Source organism: Mycolicibacterium phocaicum (assembly GCF_010731115.1).
Taxonomy (GTDB): domain Bacteria; phylum Actinomycetota; class Actinomycetes; order Mycobacteriales; family Mycobacteriaceae; genus Mycobacterium; species Mycobacterium phocaicum.
Window position 1 is genome coordinate 2991034 of the sequence record NZ_AP022616.1, and the last position, 16912, is coordinate 3007945.

The 16912-nt window shown below is 60.0% G+C and carries 12 protein-coding genes and 1 pseudogene; 9 read left to right on the forward strand and 4 right to left on the reverse strand.

The genetic code is table 11. The features are described 5' to 3' along the window. Window positions 1–24 precede the first annotated feature (24 nt). Window positions 25–588, forward strand: a complete 564-nt coding sequence (locus G6N46_RS14420; protein WP_138247974.1) for a hypothetical protein — start codon at window positions 25–27, stop codon at window positions 586–588. A gap of 387 nt (window positions 589–975) precedes the next feature. Here G6N46_RS14420 and G6N46_RS14425 read toward each other — a convergent pair whose 3' ends face one another. Next, a complete protein-coding gene (locus G6N46_RS14425) occupies window positions 976–2157 on the reverse strand; it encodes a hypothetical protein (RefSeq protein WP_138247973.1) in 1182 nt (393 codons plus the stop codon). Between the two features lie 346 nt (window positions 2158–2503). On the opposite strand from G6N46_RS14425, the gene G6N46_RS14430 reads away from it, so the two are divergent. From G6N46_RS14430 to G6N46_RS14465, 8 genes and pseudogenes are all read left to right on the forward strand, one after another. Then, window positions 2504–2725, forward strand: coding sequence for a hypothetical protein (locus G6N46_RS14430; protein WP_138247972.1), 222 nt, complete (start codon window positions 2504–2506; stop codon window positions 2723–2725). A 273-nt stretch (window positions 2726–2998) separates the two neighbouring features. Continuing rightward, the gene (locus G6N46_RS14435) at window positions 2999–3688 is read left to right on the forward strand and encodes a hypothetical protein (RefSeq protein WP_138247971.1); all 690 of its coding nucleotides are present in this window, start codon (window positions 2999–3001) and stop codon (window positions 3686–3688) included. Between the two features lie 93 nt (window positions 3689–3781). Beyond that, on the forward strand, window positions 3782–5215 hold the full coding sequence (locus G6N46_RS14440) for an AAA family ATPase (protein ID WP_138247970.1): 1434 nt from the start codon (window positions 3782–3784) through the stop codon (window positions 5213–5215). 51 nt (window positions 5216–5266) lie between these two features. Next, a protein-coding gene (locus G6N46_RS14445) for an IS3 family transposase (RefSeq protein WP_099156389.1) occupies window positions 5267–6429 on the forward strand; the annotation gives its coding sequence in 2 pieces (ribosomal slippage) (window positions 5267–5551 and window positions 5554–6429; 1161 coding nt in all). Between the two features lie 69 nt (window positions 6430–6498). Continuing rightward, window positions 6499–7224, forward strand: coding sequence for a hypothetical protein (locus G6N46_RS14450; protein ID WP_138247969.1), 726 nt, complete (start codon window positions 6499–6501; stop codon window positions 7222–7224). Window positions 7225–7578: 354 nt separating this feature from the next. Then, window positions 7579–8980, forward strand: a pseudogene (locus G6N46_RS14455) (IS1380 family transposase). 232 nt (window positions 8981–9212) lie between these two features. Continuing rightward, complete coding sequence (locus tag G6N46_RS14460) at window positions 9213–10190, forward strand: putative phage terminase small subunit (RefSeq protein WP_138251367.1); 978 nt, start codon at window positions 9213–9215, stop codon at window positions 10188–10190. Between the two features lie 126 nt (window positions 10191–10316). Continuing rightward, a complete protein-coding gene (locus tag G6N46_RS14465; RefSeq protein ID WP_067990476.1) occupies window positions 10317–11630 on the forward strand; it encodes an IS256 family transposase in 1314 nt (437 codons plus the stop codon). A 395-nt stretch (window positions 11631–12025) separates the two neighbouring features. Here G6N46_RS14465 and G6N46_RS14470 read toward each other — a convergent pair whose 3' ends face one another. The 3 genes from G6N46_RS14470 to G6N46_RS14480 form a co-directional block, all read right to left on the reverse strand. After that, complete coding sequence (locus tag G6N46_RS14470; RefSeq protein WP_041799755.1) at window positions 12026–13261, reverse strand: IS256 family transposase; 1236 nt, start codon at window positions 13259–13261, stop codon at window positions 12026–12028. A 65-nt stretch (window positions 13262–13326) separates the two neighbouring features. Further along, window positions 13327–14562: a tyrosine-type recombinase/integrase gene (locus G6N46_RS14475; protein ID WP_163692764.1), complete on the reverse strand. Its 1236-nt coding sequence runs from the start codon at window positions 14560–14562 to the stop codon at window positions 13327–13329. Window positions 14563–14917: 355 nt separating this feature from the next. Then, window positions 14918–16756, reverse strand: coding sequence for an SLC13 family permease (locus G6N46_RS14480; protein WP_163692766.1), 1839 nt, complete (start codon window positions 16754–16756; stop codon window positions 14918–14920). Between the last annotated feature and the right edge of the window lie 156 nt (window positions 16757–16912).

Consider the following 16912-nt stretch of genomic DNA (forward strand, 5'->3'; position numbering starts at 1 on the left):
ATCGCACGCATCTATAGTCAGCGCATGTTCAGCAAACGCACACCTAGGGCACAGCGCGCAGCCGGTTTGATTGTCGGGCTCGTTGCCACAGCCACCGCATTTGCCGGAACAGCCGGGGCCGACCAAACGGAGGTAGACCGGGAAATCCTCGTGAACGGTCAGAAGTTCGTCTGCGGGTTCTTTGACACCCAAGGGGTCAGTTCGGCCACTGTCAACCAAATCGGCAAGTACTACATCAACAAGGGCTACACCCCACAGGACGCGGGCACAATCGTCTACAAGTCCGTTCAGAACGGATGCAGCAAGTACCTGCCTGCGGTGCGTGTATCCGCCGAACCCAGCAACTCAGCGTCTAGCGGACTCAGCCCCAAAGTACAGCGATACATCAACGAGAACCGAGAAGGGGTGTGCTCGATCCTCACTGCTAACCCCGACGATCCCGAAATGCTCGGAATACTCGGGGCCGGGGCCGAAACATACGGTCTGACCCCAGATGAGAGGGTGCGGGCAATACTCATGATCGCGCGAGACAACTGCCCAAGCGTCTACCAGCACTGGCAGCAGACCCGTCAACTACCAACAGCGTGACACTAGATGCGGGAATCACGGCTTACGTGGATATGGGGAGTCTGTTCGGGCGTTTTTCCGTGGTGCTGCGTTGGGTCCACGTATCCGACGGGTAGACCAAACTCGCTCGCAACGTCGCACAACTCATCAGGCACGCGCCAATACGGGTCAACACCGGGAGGCGGTAGAGCGTCATACGGGCCGATACCTTGCGCACCGCTCACACCATGATTCGTCACGGTTGAACCCCTTCGTTCGTTCCCCTGTTCAAGATGATCAACCGATCAAGAGTGCTGGCCGTCTCACGGCTGCGTCGTTCTAGTGCTCTGGCACAACGGTATTCGTTGACCAGAACAATAACCACCGCGAGAACGGCCAACACTCCCAAGATGATCATTTTGCGTTAACTTAGCGGGCAATCTCAGGCGTGACGTATGGACCGGCTGCGCTCAGTTGCGTGCAAACACCCGCGCCCCTGTGTCTGACCCCAACACCAAAAGCACGGGAATAGAACGAATCCATAAGCGGGTAGTCAGGTTTCGTGCCAGGAATCTGGCGTAGACCTTGGTAGGCAGCAACGGGGTGCTGACGTACGCCGATGATATTTGACGTGTGTCCCGGTGCTGCGACCGAAACCACTGCAAAGTATCCGCTTGGGATAAAAGAACTTTCGACGATTGAAGCTGGCCCATAATCGCCCACACTCGGCAGAGTGCCAAAAACATTGCCCTCCGGTTGATTACCGACAAGTTGACCGCCACCCTGCAACACGAAGGTTGGTTGTGTCTTGGCCGGAATGAAGTCGTACTTTGCTTTGGCAGAGTTGAAGTTCTCTTGACCGGCGCGGAACGACTGAATCTTCTCGCTCTCAACTTCGTTGCACAGAACAACGATTCGCTCTTGGGAGTCGGTCAAACCGTAACCGTGAGAACGGATATCACGAATCGCGCTCTCAATGTCTTCGCTATCGATATCGGTATTGCCCGACACTCGGTAGTGCGAATGATTCGCAGGGAACGAATTGCCAAGAAATGAAGGCGGTTTCATGCCGTCAGTGCCGTTATAGAGGCCATACGCCGATTGGCCGTGCTCGTTCTCTTCGGCCACAGGATCGAACAGCCTCGAAAGTATGGTGCCAGTCACCAGCTTATTGTCGGCAGACAAAGCTTCGTCATGTGCGGCCAAAACTTGCCTTTGGTCCATGTCGCGCAACGCTTTCCAGGTGAATCGGGTTGCCCGGTCGTAATCCTCGAACGTGTAACCGGCAAGGAAATAGTTGTTTGGTACCCGAAGCGCTTCTGGCTCACCGTATTCAGAGGCCAGCTCGAAACCGCTAGGGTTGCCCGCTGCGGGAACTGCGTCTGCTGACACCGTATGCCAGTAAGAAATCAGGTCCACAAGGGCGGTTCGGTGGTCGTTCCACAGTTTGAGAGCTGCGCGCATCTGCTCAAATACAGTGTTTGGATCGGTTCCGTCCCCAAGAGTGATGATCCGATCGCCATCTGTGGCATAACCGCCCGAATCCGCGCCATAGATCGGGAAATCCAAGGCAGAGAGAAAAGTACGTGGTTGCGTGTAGATCGCAGTCATTCGACTACCTTTCGCGAGTATTGCGAGTCTGATGGAAAACCGTTTAGGCACTGGTGTTTTCAGATGGCACGGTACAAAGGTCGGAAAACACCAGTGCTACGGCGGCGCTCGCATGTCGCGGCTGGCCTTGGGGAGACTTACCCGGCCCACTGTCCGGTGCCCATCACTGCATTCTCGCTCAGGTGCTGTCAGCATGTCAACCAATGTCACGCGAGACACGTTGTTGCATAGTCACTTTCAGTGTATCGTGAGTGAGTCGGCGTGTATCGCCGCAGGTCAAGGGCGTTTCGCCCGTCTAACCCACTCAATTTGATTGGGTCATCTGCTATGCAAAAGGAATCGGGTCATGTCTACAGAAACCGTGGAAAAGATGAGCAAGCCACAAAAGCGTTTCTTCACCATGAAAGACGTTCTCGCACAGGTCGAATCAACAGGAATCGCAATCGATGAGAACACCTTTGACTATCACCTGTACACCACGCGCAAGATGCCGAAAGCCGCGAAAAAGGTTCAGCGCGAACGGTACTGGACACAGGACCAAATCGATCAGTTCATCGAAGCACTCTGATGCCCGACAACGTTCTGACCGTAGCTGTTCGATCGGTCACCTATAACGAGGATCAAAGCAGGACAGTCGAAATCTTATGCCCCGTATGCCGATCAGGCCATAAGCACAACTGGCCGCTGTCAGAGTCCGGAATCGGCTACAGAGCTGCCGGTTGCAATCCGTCAGTTGGTTACGTGGTCCAGATTCCAGAGTGGGCTAAGCACCGTGAGAACCGCCGTAGCTACGCGAAGTATGCAGACCGAACCATCGCGAAGGCCGGTTTGATTCGTTTGGATGACAACGCAATTGATGCTCCTGCAAACAACTGGGAGGAATGAGCACGTGACAACAGATTATGACCCGTTCGCCGGTTGGTCACCGAACCGTGAAGTACACCAACGGTTGAACCAAATCGCGAGCGTGATTGGTGCCCCTGCGATTCTGGACACCGCTGAGATTGATTTGATGGCAGAAGAGGCAGCTAACGCAGCGTTTTTGAAACTATCTGATCTTGACACGCTACCTATGGCGCAGGCCGTTGCTGCTGAGATGATTCAAGCCGCAAGTTGCCCAACGGAATTCGATGCATCAGACATCAGGACTGATACCCGATGGGCCGACGAATCGGCAACCTACAGAGCGTTGATTCGTGACGTGAACCTGAATCTCCCAGTATGGGTGCCACTTTCAAATCCGTGTCACTGGCGACAGGTCGCAGACGCCTACGCAGACCCCGAACAGAAGTGTGCTGCGCACAACCATCCTCTGTGCGAGTTCTACGACACTGACACCGTTTGGTCCGATCTTGCGTCGTATGCCATCAAGCGCGGCGAAATCATCTGCATTGTGCTCATGTGCGGTGTCTGCCGTGGTCGGCTCAATAACCGAGATTGGTACTCAGAGAGCTACATTCAGCACGGCGCGTTCCCATGGCACGACGACGGAAGGCGTTGGTTCAACGATGACGAATGGGACCGAAAGTGATTGATACACAGAGAAACCCCCGACGCTCTCGGTTCCCGCCGGGGGTTTCTCAGTTGTCCACTCGATGACTTCAACAGCGAAGGAACAGAACCGATGTTAACGCCGGAAAGTGCTGAACCGCAAGCCATTACGTCAGCGCAGTTCATCAAGCGTGCAAACTACCTGCTGGAACGCGGCTACTACCCGTTGCCAGTCGGCAAGCGTGTCGAAAAGCGCGACGGGTCAGTGAGCTACAAAGCACCCTGGCTTTCGGGTTGGAACGGCTATGACAGGCAGATTCCCACGGATGCGACGGTTTCGAGCTGGCTAGATGCAGTTGCCGCAGAACAGGCCAAAGGCAAGCAAGGGGTTCTTTCGCTAGGAATCGTGCTGCCTCCCAACGTGCTAGGCGTAGACGTTGACGACTACGGCGATAAGCACGGATTGCAGACCCTAGCCAGTTGGGCTGATCAGTTCGGCATGGAGCTGCCTGCAACGTGGACAATCACCGCCCGCCCCGGCGGGTCGGGAATTCGTTTGTACCGCAAGCATTCTCTTGACTACTACCCCAAAGAGATCAAAGGCTCAGACATTGAGTTCCTAGATTCAAACCACCGGTATGCCATGGCACCGGGTAGTTGGCACCATACAGCCGCTAGGTACTGCCTATACGGGCCAGATGGACAGCAGTGCAAGGAATTGCCCCTACCTGATCAGTTGCCGGCCTTTCCATCACAGTACGAAAGTAGCCTGCCATCAAACCCTTTCGGACACGAGGCAGGTTCAACGTCTGACGTTGAAGACTTCCTAGCCAATCACACCGCAGCGAACCGACCGGGCACGCTCAAGGGCGTTGAATCACTTTGGCGCAAAAAGCTTTCCGATGACGGACCACATGAAGCGCTCAAACACGCTGCATCAATGGGTTTCAACGATGCCGCTGCGGGTCTGCTCAATGCCAAGACGGTCTATGACGCTCTCAAATCACTATGGCGTGAAACGGGCAGAGCTAGAGCCGAATTCGATGATTTCGTCAAGTGGCAGGTAGTTCATTCGGAACGCAACGATCACGCCGTGACCATCACCAAGGCGGTTAGAGACTATGACAAGCCAATGAGTACAAGTGAATCGAATGATGACAGTTGGGCCGATGATGAAGCTACCGAACCATGGGAACGGTACCCGCTCACCTCTGCGCGAACGCTGGCAGCACCCATCAAACCGGTCAGATGGTTGGTGCAAGGTGTCTGGCCCGAACGGTCAGCCGGTGCCATAGCGGGCAAAAAGAAGACGTTCAAGACGTGGCAGATGCATTCACTTGCTGGCGCGGTATCGACGGGTTTGAGCTACCTAGACCGGTTCCCGGTCACTACGCCCGGTCCTGTGCTGTATCTGACCGGTGAAGGCGGGCAGGTTGAGTTTCAGAGCCGCCATCAGGCCATCATGAAGCGCTACAGCATGACACCACAGGACATGCAAGACGTGCCGTTTCACGCCATGTTCGACGTGGCACCGCTAGATGACAGAGAGGGTCTGCTGCACGAATAGGTGACATCTGAGTTGGCTTGCCCAGCATGGGCGGGCTGGAAGGATGTCCCCATGGCAAGGCCCTACCCCCGCGAGTTCCGCGACGACGTCGTCCGGGTCGCTCGCAACCGCGATGACGGTGTAACGATCGAGCAGATCGCCACCGATTTCGGAGTGCACCCGATGACGCTGCAGAAATGGCTCCGTCAGGCCGACATCGACGAAGGCACCAAGCCCGGCAAGAGCGCCAGCGAGTCCGGTGAGCTGCGCGAAGCCCGACGGCGGATCAAACTGCTAGAGCAAGAGAACGAGGTGCTGCGTCGGGCCGCAGCGTATTTATCGCAGGCCAATCTGCCGGGAAAAGGGTCTACCCGCTCGTGAAAGAGCTCGCCGCCGACGGGATCCCCGTCGCGGTGACGTGCCGGGTACTCAAGCTCTCCCGCCAACCGTATTACCGCTGGCTGGCCGACCCCATCACCGAGGCCGAACTCATCGAGGCCTACCGCGCCAATGCGCTGTTCGACGCGCACGCAGACGATCCGGAGTTCGGCTACCGCTACCTCGTGGAGGAGGCGCGCGATGCCGGCGAGCCGATGGCCGAGCGCACCGCATGGCGGATCTGCTCGCAGAATCGACTGTGGAGCGTGTTTGGTAAGAAACGCGGCAAGAACGGCAAAGTCGGGCCGCCGGTGCACGACGATCTTGTCGAGCGTGACTTCACCGCTGAAGGGCCAAATCAGTTGTGGCTCAGTGACATCACTGAGCACCGCACCGGTGAGGGCAAGCTCTACCTCTGTGCGATTAAGGACGTGTTCTCCAACCGGATCGTCGGCTACAGCATCGACTCCCGAATGAAGTCACAACTGGCCATCCGGGCACTACACAGCGCGGTAGCCCGACGCGGAGATGTCGCGGGGTGCATTCTGCACTCGGATCGCGGATCTCAGTTCCGGTCAAGGAAATTCGTACACGCCTTGAATCAACACGAGATGGTCGGCTCTATGGGCCGTGTCGGAGCCGCCGGCGACAACGCCGCCATGGAGAGCTTCTTTAGCCTGCTGCAGAAGAACGTGCTCGACCGCCGCCGCTGGGACACCCGAGAACAACTCCGCATCGCGATCGTCACCTGGATCGAGCGCACCTACCACCGGCGCCGCCGCCAGTCCGGCCTCGGGCGGTTGACCCCGATCGAATTCGAAGCAATCATGACCACACCGGCCAGTCAGGCCGCGTGACCGAAACTGTCACCTGATCGTGCAGCAGACCCAGATTTTCTCGATGCCCTACGGCACCATCTAGACGCAGTGCAGCCCGTTCTGACCGTGATTGACCCGCTGTACGCCTATCACCCGTCAGGCATGGACTCATCCAACCTGTATGAACGCGGCCAGATGTTGGCCCAAATCCGTAGCGAGATTGAGCCGTACGCTGCGTTGATCATTGGTGACCACATCAACAAATCTGCCGATGACAAGAACCTAGACCTAGATTTGATCGGCTACAGCGGTGTCAGTCAGTGGGCCGACTCTTGGAGCCTGCAGCGCCACAGGGAGCAGTTTTCCGGCACCCCAACATCAAGCACCGCCAAACTTGAAGTTGAGTTCGGCTCTCGGCGTGCGGGCTCCATGCGCTATGACATCGATTGGCACCTGGCGCGGGATATGTCGGACCCATCAGTCATCAAGTGGGCTAGCTGCAACTGGACCGTCTTGGAGCACAACAGTGCCGATGCACCCAATAATGCTGAAAAGAAACAGATTTCTAGCGCCGACGATGCTATCCGCGAGCTTCAGAACTACGTTGATGAACACCCGACCGCGAACAAGACCAACGTCATCAACGGCGTGCGAGATGTGTTCGATGGTTTCTCACGGGATCAATGGCGTGACTTGTGGGACAAGGCTATTCGCGATGAGAACATCATCGGCACGACCGTAGAGGTCGAAAAGGCTTGCGGCAAGTCCAAACGCCTGCACAGCGTAACGACATTCAAGCGTGGTGCCGAAGTGGGCAAGGTAGGCCAAAGGTGATGCCAGCAAACAGATTTGGCCTCAAATCCGCAGGTCAGCCGCACGGCATCCCGCAGCGCATCTTTCGGGTTTGCCAACATGCCGTGCGGGATAGTGTGCGGCCCGCACAGCATCTATCGGAAATGCCCATCTACCTGCGAAAAGATGCCGTGCGGCTTCCGCGGCGGATGTTTTTGGCGAGCATAGCTCAGCACAGCTGTATTGGCCGCCAGGCCATACAGTGCGAGTGCTTAGCCTCGATCCACCGATGAACTGACTGTTTGGTCGGGTGTCGTAACGAGGAAAGTGCCTTCTGAGCTGGGATGATGAGTGTTCTCTACGCACTTATCGGCACAACTCGGAAAGGCACTTCCAGTGCAAGTGTCCCACAGGTTCACCGCGTCGTCGGCGGTCTTTGATGATGAGCATCTCGTGTCGTGCGCGGGCCTGGTGCCGGTGATGACGTTGGCAGAGCAGAGTCGCCTTTCGGCGTTGTTGGAGCACAAGATTCGTTTCACCAGCGAGCGGATCAAGTCCGGGCGGCCAACCCGTCACCGAAGCTGGCGACGGTGATCGCCGGCATGTGCGTCGGCGCGGACAGTATCGATGACCTCGACGTGGTCCGCAGCGGTGGAATGAAAACACTCTTCGACGGGGTGTATGCGCCTTCGACGATCGGAACCCTGTTGCGGGAGTTCACCTTCGGGCATGCCCGTCAACTGGAGTCAGTTCTGGGTGCACATCTGGGTGCCCTGTGTGAACGCGTGCTGTTGCTGCCCGGCGCCGATCAGCGTGCGTTCATCGATATCGATTCGCTGCTGCGCCCGGTCTACGGACACGCCAAACAGGGCGCGAGCTACGGGCACACCAAGATCGCCGGCCGCCAGATCCTGCGCAAAGGTCTCTCGCCGCTGGTGACCACGATCAGCACCGAACACAGCGCCCCGGTGATCGCCGGAGCGCGGTTGCGCTCGGGCAAGGCCAACTCCGGCAAGGGAGCGGCCCGGATGATCGCGCAAGCGGTGGCTACCGCCCGTGCCGCCGGCGTCACTGGTCAGATCCTGGTGCGCGGCGACTCGGCCTATGGCAACAGCGCGGTGGTGTCCGCGTGCCGCCGTGCCGGGGCCCGGTTCTCGCTCGTGTTGACCAAGACCGCGGCGCTGACCGCCGCGATCGAGCAGATCGACCAGGACGCGTGGGTACCGGTGAACTATCCCGGTGCAGTGCGCGATCCCGATACCGGCGCGTGGATTTCTGATGCTGAAGTCGCCGAAACTACCTACACCGCTTTCACTTCCACGAAGACCCCGATCACCGCACGACTGGTGGTACGCCGGGTCAAAGATGCGCGCATGGCCGATGGGCTGTTTCCGGTGTGGCGGTATCACCCGTTCTTCACCGACATCGACCTACCGGTCGATCAAGCCGACATCACCCACCGTCGCCACGCGATCATCGAAACCGTGTTCGCCGACCTGATCGACGGACCCTGGCCCACATGCCCTCGGGGCGGTTCGGCGCCAACTCCGCCTGGATCCTCTGCGCGGCCATCGCCCACAACCTGCTGCGCGCCACCGGCGTCCTGGCCGGAGGCTCTCACGCCGTTGCCCGCGGTGCCACCCTGCGACGGCGCATCGTCAACATCGCGGCCCGACTGGCCCGACCACAACGCCGAGCAGTCCTGCACCTACCCGCCCACTGGCCCTGGGCCCGACACTGGCTTGCACTGTGGCACAACACGATCGGACGCCCACCCCCACAAACCGTGACATCCTGACCACCGCCGCAAGGCCCAACCCGAGGACACCACAGGAAAAGCTGGGCAGACCAGCAGCTAACTGCCGCCCACAGCAAAATGATCCCGACCAGAACCGAAAAGTCCTCACAGAATCAGTCAGTCCACGGATCGAGGCTTAGGGCACGGCATGTCCGCACGGCATGTCCGTAGCAAACGGGATCGGGCCGAAAGGCATAGTAAGGCAATGCAATTGAAGGAAGGAGATTGAACAATGAGTGAAGCCGTAGAGCAATCAAAAGCGAAGTGGCGCAAAGCTATATCGATCTTGCGTGATACTGGGATGACTGATGATGAGATTGCCGCTGAGCTAGGGTTGCCGGATTTGAAAGAGTTTGAAACGCAGCATGTTTCGACGTCTGCGGTTAGGCCGGCCAAATCAACCGCGATTGTGGTTCAACATGATTTATGCAGCGTGGATGACTCTGACGGGATTCTAGATGTAGAGGTGGTTGACCTATCGACGGATGGAGCCATGGGAGAGCCTCTGCCCCATCTACCGGTGCCGATCCCGGCTCGCGAATCCGATTCAAACCGCGAGCATGAACCGCGCGACTGGTCTAAATCGCCAGTACCCGAAAGACGCTGCAAGGCACACAAAAAGAACGGAGAGCGGTGCAAGAATGCCGCGATTGTCGGCGGCACTGTTTGCAGGTACCACGGCGGCGCATCTGCTCACGTACAACGCACCGCTAGAGCACGATTGGAGAATGCCGCCGACAGGATGGCAAAAGAGCTGTTAGGCATGGCAATTGACCCCAACGTTGCCGATTCAGTCAAGCTGGCCGCCATCAAAGACGCACTGGACCGGGGCGGTTTGAAAGCACCTAACCAAGTTGTTGTGTCCGCAGGTCAGACGACCGGATTCGATGAAATCTATACCGACGTGTTCACCGGTACCCGTGCAGAGTCGCGGAGAGCTAGAGGCATGGAACTTGGACCGAATGACGTTGATGCACTGGGCTATTCATCAAGCTCTAGCGAGCAATCAAGCGCGGCGGTCATTGATGCTGACGGTTTCGACGTGACCGATTCATTCCCGAATAATGAAGGGGTACAGCGGTTCTCCCCAGACACCGATATCTCTGCCGCTGCCAACCGCCCCGGCGGCGGGTTCGATCCGAGATACGGCGGCGTGGGTCCGAACAGCTATGCCGATTACGACCGGCTAGGCGCGACGGAGGAGCAATGATCAATACCTGTGGATGAGGCCCGAGGAGGCGGCCTGAAAGTGGGCGCACCTTCCCGAGGATGATCATCACGGAATCAGGTATTCGATCAAGACCGGCGTTGGCGCGCTGGTTGGGAAGGTACGCCCATGCTCACCGTAGTTCACGATGCCGAGGAGGCCAACGGCGGCGAGGCCGGCCGGTCGTTGTTGGACGAGATCGTCCGCGACGGAGCCCGGCAGATGTTGGCCGCTGCCCTGCAGGCCGAGGTCGCCGCGTACGTGGCCGCATTCGCTGATCAGCTCGACGAGAACGGTCACCGACTGGTGGTCCGCAACGGCTATCACCAGCCGCGTGAGGTGCTGACCGCGGCCGGTGCCGTGCAGGTGAAGGCGCCGCGGGTCAACGATCGCCGTGTCGACCCCGATTCTGGTGAGCGGCAGCGGTTTTCCTCGGCGATCCTGCCGGCCTGGGCACGCAAGTCCCCGCAGATGAGTGAGGTGCTGCCGCTGCTGTATCTGCACGGCCTATCGACCAGCGACTTCGGGCCCGCACTCGAGCAGTTCCTCGGCTCGGGTGCCGGGTTGTCGGCCACCACGATCACCCGTCTGACCGCGCAGTGGCAAGACGAAGCCCGTACGTTCGCTGCCCGGGACCTGTCCGGCAGCGACTACGTCTACCTGTGGGTCGACGGCATTCACCTCAAGGTCCGCCTGGACCAGGAGAAGCTGTGCCTGCTGGTGATGCTCGGCGTGCGCGCTGACGGCCGCAAAGAGCTCGTGGCGATCACCGACGGCTATCGGGAGTCATGCGAGTCGTGGGCGGATCTGCTGCGCGACTGCAAACGACGCGGCATGACCGCCCCAGTGCTGGCCGTCGGCGATGGCGCGCTCGGGTTCTGGAAGGCGGTGCGGGAGGTATTCCCGAAGACCCGAGAGCAGCGCTGCTGGTTCCACAAGCAGGCCAACGTCCTTTCCGCACTGCCGAAGTCAGCGCATCCGGCCGCGCTGGCGGCCATCAAGGACATCTACAACGCCGAAGACATCGACAAAGCTCAGGTCGCGGTCAAGGCCTTCGCGGTTGCCTTCGGCGCGAAGTACCCGAAAGTGGTCGCCAAGATCGTCGACGACCTCGATGTCCTGCTGGAGTTCTACCACTACCCCGCCGAGCACTGGATCCATCTGCGTACCACGAATCCGATCGAATCCACCTTCGCCACAGTGCGTTTGAGAACGAAGGTCACCAAGGGTCCGGGATCGCGGGCCGCTGGATTGGCCATGGCCTACAAGCTGATCGACGCCGCCCAAGCCCGTTGGCGGGCCGTCAACGCCCCACATCTGGTCGCCCTCGTCCGCGCCGGAGCGGTCTTCCACAAAGGCAAACTGCTCGAACGGCCCACCGACATCACCCCACCGACACCACCGTCAGACGGCGATCAACACACCGAAACGGAGGTCGCCTGAAACACCCCGATCCACAGGTATTGACAATTGCTCGCGACGGAGAGTCGCGAATACCCAACGGCTAGGCCAATACGCCACGTCACGGGAGAAGACGCCATAAGGATTGCCAGACAGCAGCGCGAGCTGACGGCGGGAGACTGACGCAAAGCACAGTGAAAGCACGCCAACACCTAAAAGCGCCGCTGATCAGGTATTACTGTCAGGTTGAATACCTGACACACCTATTCAGCGGTGCCTTTTGAACCAGGTCAGGCCGATTCGGCTAGTTCCGACATGCGCTGCGCTAGCAGCTCCCTACGTTCATCGGTGGCCGCTGTGTAGTGCAGGGCCATGTGCGGGTCAAGTCCAGGGACGTGGTGTATGACGTCGTCGTGTGATTCTTCGAGGTAGTTGGGTCAGGCGGGCAGTGCCGCGGGGGTAGCCTCCTGTTCGGTTGGGGTGTCGTTGACGGTGCGTGATTTGCTCAGAACGTCGAGGCCGAGGTAGCGCCGCGACTCGGCCCATTCGTCGTGTTGTTCGGCCAGCACTGCTCCGACGAGACGGATCAGGGCCGCGCGGTCGGGGAAGATGCCCACGACGTCGGTGCGCCGGCGGATCTCCTTGTTGAGTCGTTCCTGGGGATTGTTGCTCCAGATCTGGCGCCAGATCTGCTTGGGGAACGCGGTGAACGCCAGCAGATCCGGCCGCGCCGCTTCGAGGTGATCGGCGACATTGGGCAGCTTGTCGGACAATGCGTCGATGATCCGATCATATTGAGCAGCAACGGATTCAGCGTCAGGTTGGTCGAACACCGAGTGCAGCAGGGTGCGCACCCAGGGCCACGAACTCTTGGGAGTGACGGACATCAGGTTGGTCGTGTAGTGGGTTCTGCAGCGCTGCCACGCCGCTCCGGGCAGGGTGGCCCCGATGGCGGCGACCAGCCCGGCGTGGGCGTCGCTGGTGACCAGTTTGACCCCGGACAGGCCGCGGGCGGTCAACGACCGCCAGAACGTCAACCAGCCCGCCCCGTCCTCAGCGGTCGTGACATCGATTCCCAGGATCTCGCGGTAGCCCTCGGCGTTGACCCCGACGGCGATCAGGGCGTGCACGTTGACCACCCGGCCGGCTTCACGCACCTTGAGCACCAGAGCGTCCGCAGCGACGAACGTATACGGGCCGGCATCGAGCGGCCGGGTCCGGAACGCCTCCACGGCGGCGTCGAGTTCCTTGGCCATCACCGACACCTGCGACTTCGACAACGACGTGATGCCCAGGGTCTCGACCAGCTTGTCCATCCGCCGCGTCGAGACACCAAGCAGGTAACACGTCGCCACCACCGTGGTCAGGGCCCGCTCGGCGCGTTTACGGCGCTCCAGCAGCCAGTCCGGGAAGTAGGATCCTTGCCGCAGCTTCGGGATCGCAAGATCCAAAGTCCCTGCACGGGTGTCGAATTGACGGTGTCGGTAGCCGTTGCGGGAATTGGTGCGCTCAGCCGAGCGTTCGCCGTAGCCGGCACCGCATAGGGCGTCGGCTTCGGCGCCCATCAGGGTGTGGATGAACGTGGCCAGCAGCTCGCGCAGCACGTCGGGATGGGCAGTGGTGAGTCGTTCGGCCAGCACAGTGGGCAGATCGATATTGTGGGCAGTGGTCATCGCGTCGATTCCTTTGCTCGAGTGACTTTGGACGGTCTCTCGAAGAATCACGCGATGACCTTCAATCACTCGGCTACGACACGCCGGTACCGCTGATCAGGTCCGACTCGTACACCACCTTGATGGACGCAACCCATGTGCGGCGTGGCGTGGCCCAAGAATGCCTGTACCTCTGCGGTGGTTGCACCAACCTGTGAGAGCCAAGTTGCACCGGTATGGCGCAGGTCATGGAAATGGACGCCAGGACGATTGGCTTTCGAAAGCGCAGGCTTGTACCAGGTCTCAGCGAAAACCTGGTCATTCAGATGGCAACCGCCCTGTACAGGCACGAATAGCTGGCCCTTGCGTTCTGGGTCATCGCTGGCCCACAGGTTCAAATGCTCGCGAATCACAGGCCGAATCAGCTTCGGCACATTGAGCTTTCGAGTCTTGTCCGATTTGGTAGAGGTCACGCGGCAAATCGGCTTGTGAGTCACGCCGCGAGAGACAGTGAGAACGGACAGGTCAGCATTGAAATCGGTGCTCCGCAGCTCCGACACTTCTCCCCATCGCAGACCGCAGTACACCGCGAGCAGTACAACCACCTTCAAACGCTCCGGCATGGCGTCCACCACGGTATTCAGTTCTGCGAGCGTCAGAATCTCAGGCTCACGTTTCCGTCGCGTGGTCATCGCGCCGTTGATTTGGCACGGGTTGCGCTCTATCAGTTCATCTTTGAGGGCAGTTTTCACGATGGCGTGCAGCAATGCGTATGCGTGCTTGCGCTTGGTTTCCTGCTGTGCGTCAAAATCCGCGTACCAGCTCCGCACCGCTTGCGCCGACAGTTCTGCCAAGGCCACTTTGCCTAGCTTCGGTTCAATGTGGTTGGTCCATAGTCCGGTGTAGAGGTTGCGCGTTGATTCCTTGAGCTTTCGCTCCGCAATCCATTGCTTGCCGTAGTCACGGAGTAGCAGAACCGTCGCTCTACTCTCTTCGGCCCGCTGTGACGGCGATTTCCACACTTCGCCGGTCATCCGGCAACGGTCGGCATACGCCTTTTCGTTGGCTAACCAACCCTCTGCGTTGATTTTGTTGTCAAACGTGCTGTCTGCCTTGTGCCGTACCAAATCCTTGCCGATGTAGCTCGCTTGGTACTTACCGCTTGGCAGCTTCCGAACCGTTCCCCAAGCGCGATGGCCCTTTTTCGCGCCCTTGTAGTTGGGGTTCCGAACCTTGCCGGTTGAACCACTCCCTCCAACCGCCTTGGTGGCGAGTATTGCGCCGTCATCGTCCAGATTTTGAACAGTGCTGAATTCCAACACCTTTCGCCCCCATTTCTGTTGTCGCACCCTTTCGAGCGCGCAACTATTCAAATCCTGCATTTTGTTCCTGACACACTGCGTGCTGACCAGCGGGTTAGCTACCCGCGTGCTCTTAACGTGCTTTCCAGCCTAGCAGTAGGCGGCATCAGTTGAGCGTGTTGGTACCAAACGAAATGGGGTTAATCCGCTGTGCCACAACGTATTTGCTGGTCACCGGCGCGGTTGGCGTTCTCCACGCATCGCAGGTTCGAATCCTGCCGGGGGCACTTTTTCCGGGTCGCTGCGTCGAACGTGTCGCTTGCCGGGATTCCGCGTCGCGTGTCGCCTCGTCAACCGCCACGTTCGACGTAGGACGCTAGCCCGGTAGGTAGATCAGCCGAGCCATGACCACCGTGATCACCATGGTCAGCGCCAGCAGCGGCACACCGACTTTCGCGTAGTCCGAGAACCGGTAGCCGCCGGGCTCCATCACCAGCATGTTCGTCGGCGACGACACGGGCGTGACGAACGCGGCGGAGCAGGCGATGGCGACCGTCATCGCGAACCCCTGCGGCGAGACGTGCAATGCCTGGGCCGCTTCGATGGCCACCGGCGCGATGAGCACGGCGGTCGCGGAGTTCGAGATGAACAGGGCAACCACCGCGGTCACCAGGAACACCACCGCGAGCATGCCGGTCGGGCCGAGATCACCCAGCGTGTCGACGAGGTGACGGGCGATCAGCGTCGTCGTCCCGGTCTTGGCCAGCGCCGTGGCCAACGGCAACATCCCAGCGATCAGGACCAAGGTGCTCCAGCTGATCAGCCGGTAGATGCTGTCGACGCGGACGCACCCCGCGCCGACCATGGCGAGCGCACCGAGCAGCGCGGCGTCGGCGCTGGGCAGCCAGCCGAACGCCATGCACGTGACCATGGCGATGAGGATGAGCACCGCGGCACGGCCCCGTCCCGGCGCCACCAACCGCTGTTCGTATTCGGCGGGCAGGTTCAGCAGGATGAAGTTCCGGCGCGAATCACTGAGCCGCTCGATGTCGTCCCAGTTGCCGCCCACCAGCATCGCGTCGCCGAAGTCGAGCGTGCGGCTCGCAAGGTTCTCGGTGATGTTCTGACCGCGGTGCCGGACCGCCAGCACGGTCACGTTGTGGGCGGTCGCCAGATCGAGGTCGCCGAGCGTCATGCCGATCGACTTCGACTCCGGCGCCAGCATCACCTCGGCCACCCCGACGTTCTGCAGTACTTCGCGGCGCTCATCGTCGGCGCGCGGCCCGGTCACCTGGCACCGCAGGTCGACCGCCACCGCGGCGGTCTGCTGTTCGTCTACGAGCGTGAAGACCAGATCGCCCGCCTCGAATACGGCTTCCGGCCGCGCCGAGAGGTACTGCGCGGCGCCACGCGTGTGCTTCTCGAAGCCGAGAAGCTCGAGGCCGTAGCGGTCGCGCAGCGGTTGTCGTTGCGCGGCAACCGATTGCCCGACCAGTGGCGAGTCGGCGGACACGTGCAACAGGTGCCAGCGCGGCCGCAGACCGTAGGACGCGATGACGTCGAAGGTGGACAGCTCCTGCGCGTCGGCCGCGCCGGTCCGGTTGCGGCTCAACAGGTTACGTCCGATCACGAGCATGAACACGACGCTCACCGCGAGCGTGACGACACCGAACGGGGTGAAGCCGAAGAAGCCGAGCGTCGGTGTGATGCCGCGCTGGCTGAGGATGCCCTCGATGATGATGTTCGGCGATGACGCGATCGACGTCATCATGCCGCTGATCATCACCGCTACGCACAACGGCATCAGCATGCGCTTACGGTTCAAACCCGTTGCGGCCGTGACGGTGAGCACCACCGGAATGAGCATCGAGACGATCGCCGACGAGTTCATGACCGAGCCGATGCCGGCCGACAGCACCATGACCAACGCGATGAGCCGCGCTTCGCTACGGCCACCGACCCTGACGACGAATTCCCCGAGCCGCTGCGTGATCCCGGTGTTGACCAGACCCGCGCTGACGATGAATATGCCGGCCAGCAGAATCACCACCGGCGAGCCGAACCCCGCCAACGCTTCCGTGGGCGTCAGCACTCCGGTGCTCATCAACGCGACGACCACCAGCACCCCGACGATGTCGGCGCGCGGACGCCCCCACACGAACAGGCCGATGGCACCGGCCAGGATGCCGACGACGATCCACATCTGATGAGTCACTGGCGAACCTGAACGACGCCGACCGATACGAGCACCCTTGATCAATAACATTCGGCGCCGCGGATCGGTCGGAGATGCCCCGAATCCGGAGCGCACGTCGCCCGTGCGCCAATTGCCGCAGCACGCGTTCAAGCGTCGAAAAACTACGCATTGTTC

Coding starts and splice junctions, on each gene's coding strand:
- G6N46_RS14420 (WP_138247974.1), top strand. CDS start 25: ATGTTCAGCAAACGCACACCTAGGGCACAGCGCGCAGCCGGTTTGATT.
- G6N46_RS14425 (WP_138247973.1), bottom strand. CDS start 2,157: ATGACTGCGATCTACACGCAACCACGTACTTTTCTCTCTGCCTTGGAT.
- G6N46_RS14430 (WP_138247972.1), top strand. CDS start 2,504: ATGTCTACAGAAACCGTGGAAAAGATGAGCAAGCCACAAAAGCGTTTC.
- G6N46_RS14435 (WP_138247971.1), top strand. CDS start 2,999: ATGACAACGCAATTGATGCTCCTGCAAACAACTGGGAGGAATGAGCAC.
- G6N46_RS14440 (WP_138247970.1), top strand. CDS start 3,782: ATGTTAACGCCGGAAAGTGCTGAACCGCAAGCCATTACGTCAGCGCAG.
- G6N46_RS14460 (WP_138251367.1), top strand. CDS start 9,213: ATGAGTGAAGCCGTAGAGCAATCAAAAGCGAAGTGGCGCAAAGCTATA.
- G6N46_RS14465 (WP_067990476.1), top strand. CDS start 10,317: ATGCTCACCGTAGTTCACGATGCCGAGGAGGCCAACGGCGGCGAGGCC.
- G6N46_RS14470 (WP_041799755.1), bottom strand. CDS start 13,261: ATGACCACTGCCCACAATATCGATCTGCCCACTGTGCTGGCCGAACGA.